This is a genomic window from Bacillus sp. TL12, from assembly GCF_022625245.1.
Taxonomy (GTDB): Bacteria; Bacillota; Bacilli; order Bacillales; family Bacillaceae_G; genus Bacillus_A.
The window spans coordinates 1-13,057 of sequence record NZ_JAJJBY010000057.1 but is presented as its reverse complement, the minus strand read 5'-3'; the positions used below and the strand labels follow the sequence as shown (position 1 = coordinate 13,057).

The window sequence follows — 13,057 nt, the reverse complement described above, 5'->3', positions numbered from 1 at the left end:
ACAACAGCAATGTAGCGCAAGAAGCACGAGACACTTTGAAATTTCTTTACCGAGTAATGTAACTTATAAAGAAGGTGACCATTTAGGTGTGATTCCAAGAAACTATCCAGAATTGGTGAATCGTGTACTAACTCGTTTTCAGTTAAATGGATCTTATTTCATCAGGTTAACTAGTGATAATAAAAAATTAGTGCATCTACCTTTAGGGCGCACTGTTACAATTAACGAATTACTGCAATTTGTAGAGCTACAAGAACCTGTCACAAGAAATCAATTACGTGCAATAGCAGCAAAAACAGTTTGTCCGCCACATAAAAAAGAGCTAGAGGAACTATTAGAAAAAAAAATGTATAAAGAACGGGTGTTGTCTAGGCGCTTAACCATGCTTGAATTATTAGAGAGATATCCAGCATGTGAAATGGAATTCGGTGACTTTATCGAATTACTTCCAGCATTGCGTCCACGATATTATTCAATTTCTTCTTCGCCAAGAGTAAATGATCAGAAATTGAGTATTACTGTTAGTGTTGTAGAAGACAACGCATGAAGTGGAAATGGACAATACAGAGGAATTGCATCTACCTATTTAGCTCAGCTTAAAGAAGGAGATTTCATTACATGTTTTGTGTCAACTTCACAGTCAGGTTTTGAGCTTCCGAAAGAACCTGAAACACCGATTATTATGGTCGGGCCAGGAACGGGAGTTGCACCGTTTAGAGGTTTTCTGCAGGCTAGAAAAGAAATGAAGGTAAATGGGGAATCATTAGGTGAAGCACATCTCTACTTTGGATGTCGTTCACTTGAAGAGGACTATCTGTACCAAGAAGAACTTGAGCAAGCGCAGAGAGAGGGGATTGTGACTCTTCATACCGCTTTTTCTCGAATGGAGGAGCAGCCGAAATCATATGTTCAGCACTTGATGAAACAAGATGCTGAAAAACTGATTGACTTACTTAACCAAGGTGCACATTTGTATATATGTGGTGATGGAAGAAAAATGGCGCCAGATGTAGAAAATACGCTTGTTACATGTTACGCTAGCATTCATAATGTGAGCGAACAACAAGCAAGTACGTGGTTACAACAGTTAGAAGAAAAACTTTATTATTCAAAAGATGTTTGGGCGGGATAATAAAAACAAATGTATTAGTCTTACTCCTATAATACTGAAAGAGTTAACATTGTGATTATTTGGAAAGAATAATAGTGCATCGAAAATTGATATATTTATAGAAAAAACGTTATCTTTTCTGTATTTATCTACAAAAAAGATAGCGTTTTTCTATTTTATCGCATTATTCGAAAGAATTCTCCTTCCTCAAGCGTGTGAAGGGTGATAGCCCAACGGTAGGTGGAAGATGAATTTCGGTTTGGCGTAGCCAAAAAGAACTTGGCTTTGCTTTTTATTTTGTCTCCGATATAATCAGTCTTATAAAATATAAAGATTGGTATAACAGTGAAATTAGATAGTAATAATCATTCTGTGTTCTTCTTATGTTATCAACTTGTATTAGTCGTGAAATACAGAAGAACTGTATTTGATGATGATATATCAGACTATGCAAAAGACATGTTTGTACGGTTATCCGAGAATTACAACATAACACTGGTAGAGTGGAATCATGATTTTGACCATGTGCATATTTTGTTCAAGGCACATCCTAATACAGAAATGACAAAATTCATTAATGCTTATAAAAGTGCAAGTTCTCGACTCATTAAAAGAGATTTTCCACAAGTAAAAAGGAAACTGTGGAAAGAGATGTTTTGGAGACAACAGTAATAGAAAGTAAGGTCTGATGCAAAAAGACTCTAACAGCTAATCCAACATGATTATACTAACTTTAATTAGACTAACACTGATTATATGAACTTAAAAGAAGATCTCCTTCAGTAATCTGGGGGGATCTTCTTTTAAGTTTGTCTTACCGTATAGGGGAGTCGGAGTTCGTTAAGCATATTAGATGTATTTCGTGATTTTTTCTGTTAAATTTAAATAAACTGTACATAAGGAAGGAAACGATAGAGTGAATAGAACAATAGGTTTAAAACAATTTGAAATAACACGTGGGGCATTAGTTAAGTTTATGGAGACGTTAGATGATAAAACGGCCGATAAGCAGCCGGAGGGATTCAACAACACAATTCGTTGGCATATTGGTCACATGTTAACTGCAGCAGAGACTTTTATGTTTGGAAGAGGGTTTAAGGATTTGCCAAGTGAATATCCAGGTTTGTTTGGATATGGTACAAAACCATCTGAATGGAAAACAGAAGGACCCTCATTAGAAGTGTTAATGTCTCAATTACAAGAGCAAGCACAACGCATTAATGGAATTCCGGAAGAAGCATTTGAACAGAAACTTTCAGAGCCATTCTTAGGGTTGGAAACGGTAGGTGAGCTTTACGGTATGATGTTGTACCATGAAGCTGATCATATTGGTCAAGTGAAGGCGATGAAACGTATTATAGAAGTAGAAAAGTAACGGAGAAAAATCCTGTACACTGTACAGGATTTTTTAGTAAAAGAAAAAAGTCACCTATTGCAGGAGGTGACTGGAATTTTAAAATTAAGTTTTAAACTTATTGATTAAGTTCATGTATTTTCGAATGGTGCTCAATTAGAGTTGATGAATCCTATACACTTTTTTAAATAACCCACAGATGAATAACAATAGAGTTGTTTGAAATTCGGTTTTGAAGAAATACGTTCAACATCCAAACTAAGCTAGGGTAATTACAAATGAAAGTGTCCTATTAATATTTCAAAAAACACCTAACCCCATCCTCTTGCTATATTTTTAGTTAACTCCCTTGACTATAACGCTACGTCATAGTGCATAATTTTAACTATATTAAATAAGGAGTGAAAGAAATGAATATAAAATCATTACGCTCAGATAAAATATATCAAAAAATTTTACAAGCTCCAAAAGAGGAAAAGGTTGAGTTATACAGACAAGAAATGTTGAATCCGTTTATGGGAAAATGGGAAATTCAACATGTTCCTTTTAAGGCTGAGGAGCCAAATGGTTTTGATGTTATTACATTGAATAATATAATGAGCATTTCTCCTAATCAGATTACAAATGAGATTACACCAGAATTAGAATTGATTTCGTCTGATTCTTTTTGGTCTGAGTGTAAAGAAGCTGTTAGGAAAAGCCTTCATTTATTTAGAGAGCATGATGTGAACCCTCGTGTATCCGATTACTTATTCACGATTCTATTAGGGAATCCAAATAGCCCTACATTAATGTTAAATGAAGGATATAGTGGTGATGGAGGTATCCCTGGCTATATTTTGTGTACACTTGTGCCAAGTGAATACACAATACCTCGAATGAAAGCTGCTTTAGCACATGAATGTAATCATAATGTTCGATATCAATTTATTCAGTGGGACCATACTGTTACTTTAGGTGAATTAATTGTTAGTGAAGGGTTAGCAGAAAACTTTGCTACTTCTATTTTTGGAGAGGATCTACTCGGTCCTTGGGTATCGAAAACAACTATGGAAATGCTTAATAGGCATATTAAACCTGTGCTCAAGGAACAATTACAATTAACAGGATTTGATAAAATTGCACCGTATCTTTATGGTGACGAATTAGCAAAAATTCAAAACTATATGCCAGTCAATATGTCTTATGCTGCTGGTTATGCCTGTGGATACCATTTAATTAAATACTATTTAGAAAAAACAGGTAAAAATATCTTTGAAGCCACAATAACTCCTGCCAATCTAATATTAGATGAAATAAAAGGATTTTGGGATGAAGAAACAATTATTAACGGTTAAAGATATTGTCCAAATTACAGGCATAACAAAAAGAACCTTACAATATTATGATAAAATAAATTTATTAAAGCCAATTCACTTAACAGAAAATGGTTATCGACTCTATGATAGGAAAAGTTTAGCAAAACTTCAAATGATTCTATTTTTTAAGGAACTGGACTTTTCTCTAAAGGAAATTGCGGATATTTTGAAACTTACGAGAGAAGAACAGCAACAATTATTAAAGAAGCATAACCAAACTTTATTGTTAAAAAAACAACGTTTAGAAACAGTTATTACTGCGGTGGATGAGTATGTATCAGGAAAGGATATCTACAATTTAAATATTTTTAATAATTCATCCATTTTACCATTACAAGAACAATATGCTCATGAGGCGAAATTCATCTATGGTGAAACAGAAAAATACAAAGAATTTGAGGGGGAACTGAAAAAACTCTCTCCTAGTGAAAAAACGAACTTATTTCATGAATTCGAACAAAAAATGGAAAGAGTATTTACAAAAATCGCTTCCTATATTAATCAATCACCTACTTCCGATGAAGTACAGCAATTAATTGTAGAGTGGAAAAGTTATCTCGAACAATCTATTGTATGTGACTCTGAAATGTTGACATGTATTGCAAATACGTATAAATTTGATAATCGCTTCAAAAATTATATAAATCAATTTAGTAATGAAGACTTAGCTGAATTTTTATATAACGCCATTATACATTATACCAATAAACAGAAGCGTTAATTTCATACTTTTATAATACAACATATAAATAAAAGATGGTGTTAATTGAAATTTTACACCATCTTTTTAAATAACTTTATTTGCTTTTAAACAACTTTATTGTCACTGCACACTTTGTGTATTAAAATGAGAGTTTGTATTTTTGTTTTACTGAACAAATAGGGGACATCAAAAACTATTAGGTCCATTAATTTACTTTCATTTAGTTTACATAAGATAAATTATCGGTAGTTATAAAATGAGTGAAATTCAATATCTCAAAATGTATAGATATATTATGTTATTGAGATGAAAAAGAGGAAATTGTTCCTTTTAAAATATGTTTATAAATAACATTATAATGTAGACTTTTCTAGTATGCTTGCTGGATGATCATTTAAATAAGGTTTAATATTTCGAGATTAAATTCTCTTTAAGTGCTAGTTTTTATTTTGAATTAAATTTTGTTTATATCTCATAATAAAGAGTATTCTTATATTTTGAGATATAAGAGAAAAATACTAATTTATGTGCCTCCTCTCCTTTATAAAATTAACAATAATTTTCCATTGTTTAGACTAAAGTTTTATTTGGCTATATGTATTAAAAAAGGTGGTCTCTTGCTTATTATTTCTCTGGTTTAATATAAGGGACGATTTGTGCAGTAGCCCCTACAGAAGCACCACGAATAAAATCTTGGTTTTCTAAGGCTTTAAAGTTTTGGGTTTGACCAGTCAGCATTACCCCTAAAATTTTCACTTCATCAAACTGTTTATTTTTATTTAATTTTAAAAACTCTTGAATTGTTTTTTCAGTACCATCTGCATCATATTTTTTAAGTGCATCAATAAAGCTATTGTATGCCTTTTTCGGTGAATCAGATGGATCAAACCCATAAACAGGCACACCCATAGGTCCTTTGCTTTCATCTACAATTTGCGATGTCATATACAACCATACGATGTTTAAACTATCAGGAATTTTTGCTTGGATTTCTTGTAATGTATAAGGCCGATCGAAAGAAATCGCAACTTCCGCAACGTGATTTTCCATTTGTGAAATTGCTCCTAGATCATTTTTCACACCATTATAGTATTTTTGAATAGATGGATGATAAAATTTTGCGACTTTCTTCTTTGTTTGTTTATCATACTCATAGAACTCTGTATCAGACCAATAGGATCTCGGTATTAACTCGTTGTGATCAATATTAACACGAAACCAATCATACGAACTTGTGAGTGTGCTCCATTGTACTAAATAACCATTAATATTTTTAGAACGATTCGTCACAATGTTACCACCAAACATGGAGGAATTACTCGTAACTTGAGAATCGCTTTGAATATTAGGTTCGGCAATTTCATTATGTAAAAAGAGCTGCTCATGAAGTTTTGTAGAACTTTTCGCTGCAAAGTAATTTCCAGTTTTATAAAAGATCAGGAATAGAATAGGTACAACAATAATTGAAGTAATGATGATTTTTAGTAATTGTTTTCGTTTAGCTTTTTTTAAAGCATCTTTTAACGAAGTATCCATTAATATTTTCCTCCTATTTTTGAGTGAATGGATTTACGTGCACGAAATAACTTTTGCTTTACACTACTTACTTTAATATCCAAAATAGATGCAATTTCTTTATAGGAAAAATCATAGTAATACTTTAAAAAGAAAACTTCTTTATATTCTTTTTTAACGTCTTTTAATAAATTAAAAATCTCATCCTTATTTAAAATGACCTCAAATTCGCAGTCTGTATATTGTAGCTTTGAATAAATTTCCTCGGTTAAGTAGATGTTCTGTTGCCCCTTTTTTCTTTTCAAATCAATATATTCATTGAGTGCTACTCTAAAAAACCACGGACGTATATTGTTCTCTGTTAGATCATCTAATAGTGTGTACACTTTGTAAAAAGTGTTTTGAATTATATCTTCAGCATCTTCTTTTTTGGCTCCTTTCGCTAGTAATAGATTGAACACTTCCTCTCCTAAATGGATAAGATAGGAGGCTAATATATTTTCTTGTTTCATTATTTGTCCTCCCTATACTTATACAACGAATAAGTAATAATAAATGTATACACTTAAATGAATTAAATATAAAGTTTTTGATTTCTTAACGTAGGCTATATTATTCGATTCGATTTCCGAAATTAGATAACTTTATTATTCCTGAAACATTATCGAATGAAAGTGGAAAATAATTTTCAAACAACTTTAATGGTTCTGGTGCAAAAATCATTTGATAGAGGCATAGAAACCTGTATAGACTGTTCAATGGTAGATTATGATGCAATTCCAAATCATTTATGTATGAATCTAACTTCATTTTGGGCAGACTTCACCTGTAAGTGAAGTTGTCCTTTTTTCATCATATGCATGGTTTCAACGCCACTCAATATAGAAGTAGCTGTTTCATATGACTTGAATCCTAACATAGAACGTACACGTTTCTTAATGAAACGGTGATCTTGTTCCACTATATTATTGAGATATTTAACTTGCCTTAGTTGTATGCCTTCAGGCATACGTTTCTCTTCTTTTAATTCTTGAATTGCTACAGGATAGGCAGGGTTCTTATCTACTGTTATTACGCGAGGTTTACAAATATGAGAAGCAGCCAAGGCTTTCTTGAAAAAGCGCTTGGCTGCTTGTTTATCTCTTGATTCACTTAGATAAAAATCAATGGTATTTCCGTCTGAATCGACTGCGCGATATAAATACATCCATTGCCCTTTTACTTTCACATACGTTTCATCGACTCTCCAAGAATCATTTGTTGTCTTAAGATGACGTCGTACTCTTTCATCTAATTCAGGTCCATATTGATGCACCCAACGCATAATAGTGGTGTGAGCAATAGACAAACCTCGTTCCTCCATCATTTCCACCAAATCACGAAAACTTAGATTGTACCGTAGGTACCATCTTACCGTTAATAAGATAATATCAGGTTGATAGTGCTTCCATTTGAACAAATTTTCCTTTTTCATACCGATCACACACCTTTTTTAGAGTAATAGTATCAGTATGTCCAAGTTTTAGAGATTATTTGCAATTATCCTGAAGTTTTTGCACCAGAACCAAAACGTCATCCTTTCCTATGATTCTACAGAAAGAATAGCGTAGTTCTTCAAAAATGAGTTCTTTTATTGAAAAACTTTGATTCTATATGATAGATAAAAGGGCAATCAGTGCTAAAATAGCTGGAATTCCTTGTTTCACAATAATTGATTTATTAGATGTGAAACCTCCGAAAATAGCTGCTATCACCACACAAATTACGAAAAATAATTGAACCATATAGCCAATTGGGTTGAGCCCCAGTATAAGTCCCCAAATGAGACCAGCGGCTAAAAATCCATTATATAACCCTTGGTTTGCAAACATAATAGCTACATTTCGATCTCCTTCTAAATGCTTCGGTAATTTGAAAGCGCGTTTTGCTACTTTTGAATCAATTAAAAACATTTCAAGAATCATGATAAATAAATGTTCTAATGCTACGATCCCAACTAAAATAACTGCGATTATTTCCACACCATTCTGCCCCCCTCTACTATCAGTTTTTTACTATTTCCATTGTGCAATTCTATCAACAGGAAGACGGTATGAAGCATATCCTTCGTCGGCTGCTTTACCGATAGATAGAAGCATAACTGGTACATAGCGCTCTTTTTCAATTCCAAAGATTTCAGCAATATTTTCCTTGTCATAACCCCCGATTGGATTTGTATCATATCCGTGTGCACGTGCTGTCAGCATTAACTGCATAGAGACAAGCCCTGCGTCAATTAGAATAGTTTCGCGATTTTCTTGGGCTGGAAGTTTTTCGAAATGTGCAGTCAATGCTTGTACTTGTCTATCTTTTACCTCTTGCGGCATATATCCTAGCTTAACAGCTTTTGAATATATCTCTTCTATATAGTCACCGTTGTCCATATCTGCAAATACTGCAATAACGGCAGATGAAGTAGAAACTTGTGATTGATTGAATTTAGCGATTTTTGCAAGCTTTTCTTTTCCCTCCGGGCTTTCGATAACAAGAAAGCGCCATGGTTGTGCATTCACTGAGGATGGTGCCGTAGTAGCTTCCTTTAATATTTCAGCCATCTCTTCTTTACTGATTTTGATTGTTGGATCATAATTACGTATGGATCGACGTCCTTTCATTATTTTCATAAAATCGTTTGTTTTTAATGTAGTTCCCATGTATAAACACTCCTCTATTCTTTAATATTCTCTACATTTTTTTAAATCTGTGATAGAACATGAATAAGTATATTGCGTTCTTCTACACCGATATTTACGAGCATTTCCTTCATAAAACGTTCCTTTTCTTTCTTGGAAGACTCGATTCGTTCTCGTCCTTGCTCAGATAACCGAACAAGTGTTATACGGTTATCCTCAGGCTTCTTTCTTCTTAATACAATTCCTTTGGCTTCAAGCTGCTTAACGTGTCTGGTGATGGCTGCGCCATCAATATTCACCTTTTTTTGAAGGTCGTTTTGACTAATTTCATCAAATTGATAAAGCAATGTAAGCAATTCCGATCGAGATTGATTAATATCAATGCATGCTTCAAACTTCGTACCAATTACTTTGCTCAAACTTTGTAGCTTATATAAAATTTCGGCATCTTCTGAATAACATGTTTTCAAAAATCACTCCTTCTTTCTTATTAAGAAATTAATTGATATATCAATTATTGATATGTCAATTAATATATACTTCTCTTTTTAATTCTGCAAGTTTTTTTGCTCAATTAGTTTTATTTTGTTCCAGCAGCTTTAAATTAATTCATAATATCAGTTCGCATTTCTAGAAATCATAGTTATTTTGGTTCTGTTGCAAAGATTTCTAAACTGAGATAACCTGTAGAAAAAGTGTGAGCAGGAGAATGATATATGGGGTATTTTAAGGGAAAACAGTTTAAAAAGGATATTATTTTGGTAGCCGTCGGCTACTATTGTCGTTTTTCTTTAAGCTATCGTGATGTATCTGAAATCTTGAAAGAGCGTGGTGTTTCGGTTCACCCAACAACCATCATGCGCTGGGTTCATGAATATGGAAATCTTATCTATCAAATTTGGAAGAAGAAAAATAAAAACGTTCCATTATCTTGGAAACTAGATGAAACCTATATAAAAGTCAAAGGAAAATGGTGTTATTTATATCGTGCAATTGATAAAGACGGGCACACATTGGATATTCAACTTCGTAAAAAACGGGATCATCAGGCTGCCTATGCCTTTATGAAAAGATTGGTCAAAATCTTTGGAGAACCAGCGGTTCTCACTACAGACAAAGCACCAGCATTACTTTGCGCATTGAACGGTTCTGTTGCAAAGTTGAAAAATAACCCAAAATAATGAGTATACGATACATGTTCTTGTATATTTTATAATGTTTATTCGGAACAATTGTATTTTCATTCTATATTTTGGGGGGCGTTTAAAACTTTGCAACAGACCCCCTAATCGCTCTCCTTGCTGGATGTTGATAGAAGCATTCCAGTCCTTGTCTGCAAAAAAAATGCACTCACATTAGCGTGAGTGCTCTGAAAAAGGTTGAGACTCCTCCATGGGAGTACAGTCTTTATTAGGAGAGTTTCTACTAGAAACGTATCTTTAATTTATAATGAATACTACAAAATCTAATCAAAAAGTACATGATTTTACAAAAAAATATTAAGTAAGGGTCGCGCCCCATAGCCATCAGCCTAACGAAATTAAATGCCCAAAACAAGAACTTTACTTTTCTACAGTTATTTATGTGAATTCAACTCGTTTTTTTTCGTTTTTGGGGTGTTTACTTTTCTTAAGTTGATGGGCATGTGGCGGTATCCCTAATAGCGACCTTTATTAGGGTCACCGCCACCAATACTATCAAATACACGTTTCGCTAAGTTTGTATTTTCTTGTAAACCAGAGAATACGTGCTTTCCTGGTCCATATGCATATACACCTACATCTTCACCAGTATGACCATCAGTCGTCCAGCCTGTATAAGAGCGTACATTAAAGATTTTCTCAATTGCATTATCAATTTGCTTTACGTCTTTTGTTAGAGCCGCTTCGTTTACTGATGCAAGTTCTTCAGGTGTAAACTCTAAATCAACATTCACTTTTAATGTTTCTTCTACACTTGCACCATTTGCAATTTCTTTTGCTATAAAGTCTGGCGTACGTTTTGCTGCTTTTAAAACATTTGCGTCAAAGTTGTAGTTGCCATTTGCTCCAACAGTGAAACCACCTGTAGAATGATCTGCAGTAGCTACAACTAACGTTTCTTTATCTTTCTTTGCGAAATCAATCACTGCTTTGAATGCTTTTTCAAAGTCTTCCATTTCACTCATTGCTGCAACTACATCGTTATCATGATTAGCCCAATCAATTTGGCTACCTTCAACCATTAAGAAGAAACCATCTTTGTCTTTCTTTAAACGGTCGATTGCTGCTTTTGTCATGTCTTCTAAGGAAGGTATTTCTGTACCACGGTCAATCGCTTTATCTAAACCTCTTGGTGCAAATAAACCTAACACTTGCTCATTTTTGTCATTTAATAATTGTTCACGATTTGTTACATAGCTATAACCAGCTTTTTTAAACTCCTCTGTTAAGTTCCGGTCATCACGTACAAAATTATCTACACCACCGCCAAGAAGAACATCTACTTTATGATTACCTTTCACTTTTTCATCAAAGTAATCATTCGCAATTTCATTCATATTTTTACGGCTTACATCGTGTGCACCAAATGCCGCTGGCGTTGCATTTGTAATTTCAGAAGTCGCAACTAAACCGGTTGCTTTTCCTTTTTCCTTCGCTTGTTCCAATACTGTTTTTACTGGTTGTTCATCATTATCCACCGCGATTGCTGCATTATATGTTTTAATTCCTGTAGACATCGCTGTTGCTGCTGAAGCTGAATCTGTAATATTTTCATGCGCATCTTCTGAATATGTCATTTGTGTTCCAACGAAATATTGATCAAATGATGTTTTCTCCATTGCTTTTGTATTTGGATTGTCTTTCATATAACGGTACGCTACCATGGAAGAAGGACCCATCCCGTCCCCAATTAAAACAATTACATTTTTAATTTTTGCCCTGCTAGCCTCTGCAACTTTTTCATTCGAACCTACCACACTACACCCTACAGCAGAAGTAAATACTAAAGTTGATAATGCTAATAATGGGCTTGCTTTCTTCATAATCTTTTTCACATTAAATCCCCCTCAAAATTTGTTCCAATTTATCATCACTAATTTATATTAATTTTTCTATACAAATCAATATAAAAAATATTCATAACATATTTCATTTTGCAAAAACAAAACTTTTGGTTCTGGTGCAAAAATAAAAGAGAATAAAGCGCATATACTCCTAGCGGAATCATATCTTATACTGCAAGCTCAAACAATTGATGGATAAATACTTTTTGATTTTGGGCAGACTAATCCCGTAAATCAATCTGTTCCTTTTTTGATCCTATGCATGGCTTCTACTCCCGAAAGAATGGATGGAGCTGTGTCAAAAGACTTGAACCCTAACATAGAAAGGACTCGCCTCTTAATGAACCGATGATCCTGTTCCACAATGTTGTTAAGATATTTCACTTGCCTTATTTGGATGCCTTCTGAAATCTTTTTTCTTCTTTTAACTTCTCAAATGCTGCTGGATAAGCTGGATTCTTATCTACAGTAATGACACGAGGATTGGATACGTGCGAAAAAGACAAGGCTTTTTTGAAAAAGCGCTTGACTGATTTGGCATTTCTATTTTTACTTAAGTAAAAATCAATGGTATTCCTTTTTGAATCGACTGCACAATACAAATACATCCATTGCGCTTTACTTTTATGTATGTTTCATCTACTCTCCACGAGTCATTGCTCTGCTTGAGATGACACGGGATTCTCTTATCTAACTCAGGACCATATTGATGAACCCATCGCATAATTGTTTTGTGAGCTATCGATAGGCCTCGTTCTTCCATTATTTCCACCAAATCATGAAAACTTAAGTTGTACCGTAGGTACCATCTTACCGTTAATAAGATAACATCAGGCTGATAATGTTTCCATTTGAACAAATTTTGGTTTCCCATACTGATTATGCCCCTTTTTTAGAGTAGTAGTATAAGTATGTTCAAGTTTAAGATATTTTTTGCACCAGAACCGTATGAAGTTTACTTAGCTATCGAGCCTGTCTCTTGCTCTATATATGATTCTACTAACGTAATCGCTCTCCTTGCCGGATGTTGATAGAGGCGTTCCAGTCCTTGTCTGCAAAAAAAATGCACTCACATTAGAGTGAGTGCTCTGAAAAAAGTTGAGACTCCTCCATGGGGCACAATCTTTATAAGGAGAGTCTTCTACTAAAAACGTATCTTTAATTTATAATGAATACTACAAAATCTAATCAAAAAGTACATGATTTTACAAAAAAATATCAAGTGTTAGAAAATTCATTTTAGTCCAAAACCTCAAGATAACTGCATTGGGTTCTGTTACAAAGTTGAAAAATAACCA

At 33.8% G+C, this 13,057-nt stretch carries 10 protein-coding genes and 4 pseudogenes; 6 read left to right on the top strand and 8 right to left on the bottom strand.

The genetic code is table 11. From position 1 onward, the window contains the following. The 5 genes and pseudogenes from LOK41_RS25785 to LOK41_RS25765 all read left to right on the top strand — a co-directional run. A pseudogene (locus LOK41_RS25785) lies at window positions 1–1,132 on the top strand (NADPH--cytochrome reductase); the annotation flags it as partial. 324 nt (window positions 1,133–1,456) lie between these two features. Beyond that, window positions 1,457–1,771 (top strand): annotated as a pseudogene (gene tnpA / locus LOK41_RS25780) (IS200/IS605 family transposase); the annotation flags it as partial. 256 nt (window positions 1,772–2,027) lie between these two features. Continuing rightward, the gene (locus LOK41_RS25775) at window positions 2,028–2,486 is read left to right on the top strand and encodes a DinB family protein (protein ID WP_241818861.1); all 459 of its coding nucleotides are present in this window, start codon (window positions 2,028–2,030) and stop codon (window positions 2,484–2,486) included. 389 nt (window positions 2,487–2,875) lie between these two features. Further along, a complete protein-coding gene (locus LOK41_RS25770; RefSeq protein ID WP_241818860.1) occupies window positions 2,876–3,802 on the top strand; it encodes a DUF2268 domain-containing putative Zn-dependent protease in 927 nt (308 codons plus the stop codon). After that, a complete protein-coding gene (locus LOK41_RS25765; RefSeq protein WP_241818859.1) occupies window positions 3,777–4,544 on the top strand; it encodes a MerR family transcriptional regulator in 768 nt (255 codons plus the stop codon). The genes LOK41_RS25770 and LOK41_RS25765 overlap by 26 nt, the downstream gene beginning before the upstream one ends. Before the next feature lie 606 nt (window positions 4,545–5,150). Here the strand turns inward: LOK41_RS25765 and LOK41_RS25760 are convergent. The 6 genes from LOK41_RS25760 to LOK41_RS25735 all read right to left on the bottom strand — a co-directional run bounded on the left by LOK41_RS25760 (window position 5,151) and on the right by LOK41_RS25735 (window position 9,183). Further along, window positions 5,151–6,062: a sigma factor regulator N-terminal domain-containing protein gene (locus tag LOK41_RS25760; protein WP_241818858.1), complete on the bottom strand. Its 912-nt coding sequence runs from the start codon at window positions 6,060–6,062 to the stop codon at window positions 5,151–5,153. Further along, complete coding sequence (locus tag LOK41_RS25755) at window positions 6,062–6,553, bottom strand: RNA polymerase sigma factor (RefSeq protein WP_241818857.1); 492 nt, start codon at window positions 6,551–6,553, stop codon at window positions 6,062–6,064. The genes LOK41_RS25760 and LOK41_RS25755 overlap by 1 nt, the downstream gene beginning before the upstream one ends. 272 nt (window positions 6,554–6,825) lie before the next feature. Further along, a complete protein-coding gene (locus tag LOK41_RS25750; protein WP_241818856.1) occupies window positions 6,826–7,515 on the bottom strand; it encodes an IS6 family transposase in 690 nt (229 codons plus the stop codon). Between the two features lie 175 nt (window positions 7,516–7,690). Further along, complete coding sequence (locus LOK41_RS25745; RefSeq protein ID WP_241818855.1) at window positions 7,691–8,062, bottom strand: DUF1304 domain-containing protein; 372 nt, start codon at window positions 8,060–8,062, stop codon at window positions 7,691–7,693. Window positions 8,063–8,095: 33 nt separating this feature from the next. Further along, window positions 8,096–8,734 carry a nitroreductase family protein gene (locus LOK41_RS25740; RefSeq protein WP_174103712.1) on the bottom strand — a complete coding sequence of 213 codons (639 nt, stop codon included), beginning with the start codon at window positions 8,732–8,734 and terminating at the stop codon, window positions 8,096–8,098. A 41-nt stretch (window positions 8,735–8,775) separates the two neighbouring features. Then, entirely contained in the window at window positions 8,776–9,183 is a 408-nt protein-coding gene (locus tag LOK41_RS25735; protein ID WP_241818854.1) for a MarR family winged helix-turn-helix transcriptional regulator, read from the bottom strand. 246 nt (window positions 9,184–9,429) lie between these two features. Between LOK41_RS25735 and LOK41_RS25730 the strand changes: the two are divergent. Continuing rightward, window positions 9,430–9,852, top strand: a pseudogene (locus LOK41_RS25730) (IS6 family transposase); the annotation flags it as partial. A 518-nt stretch (window positions 9,853–10,370) separates the two neighbouring features. On the opposite strand, the gene LOK41_RS25725 reads toward LOK41_RS25730, so the two are convergent. Continuing rightward, complete coding sequence (locus tag LOK41_RS25725) at window positions 10,371–11,738, bottom strand: alkaline phosphatase (RefSeq protein ID WP_277818761.1); 1,368 nt, start codon at window positions 11,736–11,738, stop codon at window positions 10,371–10,373. Between the two features lie 242 nt (window positions 11,739–11,980). Then, a pseudogene (locus LOK41_RS25720) lies at window positions 11,981–12,633 on the bottom strand (IS6 family transposase). Window positions 12,634–13,057: the final 424 nt, after the last annotated feature.

Coding starts and splice junctions, on each gene's coding strand:
- LOK41_RS25755 (WP_241818857.1), bottom strand. CDS start 6,553: ATGAAACAAGAAAATATATTAGCCTCCTATCTTATCCATTTAGGAGAG.
- LOK41_RS25765 (WP_241818859.1), top strand. CDS start 3,777: ATGAAGAAACAATTATTAACGGTTAAAGATATTGTCCAAATTACAGGC.
- LOK41_RS25770 (WP_241818860.1), top strand. CDS start 2,876: ATGAATATAAAATCATTACGCTCAGATAAAATATATCAAAAAATTTTA.
- LOK41_RS25760 (WP_241818858.1), bottom strand. CDS start 6,062: ATGGATACTTCGTTAAAAGATGCTTTAAAAAAAGCTAAACGAAAACAA.
- LOK41_RS25750 (WP_241818856.1), bottom strand. CDS start 7,515: ATGAAAAAGGAAAATTTGTTCAAATGGAAGCACTATCAACCTGATATT.
- LOK41_RS25725 (WP_277818761.1), bottom strand. CDS start 11,738: ATGAAGAAAGCAAGCCCATTATTAGCATTATCAACTTTAGTATTTACT.
- LOK41_RS25740 (WP_174103712.1), bottom strand. CDS start 8,734: ATGGGAACTACATTAAAAACAAACGATTTTATGAAAATAATGAAAGGA.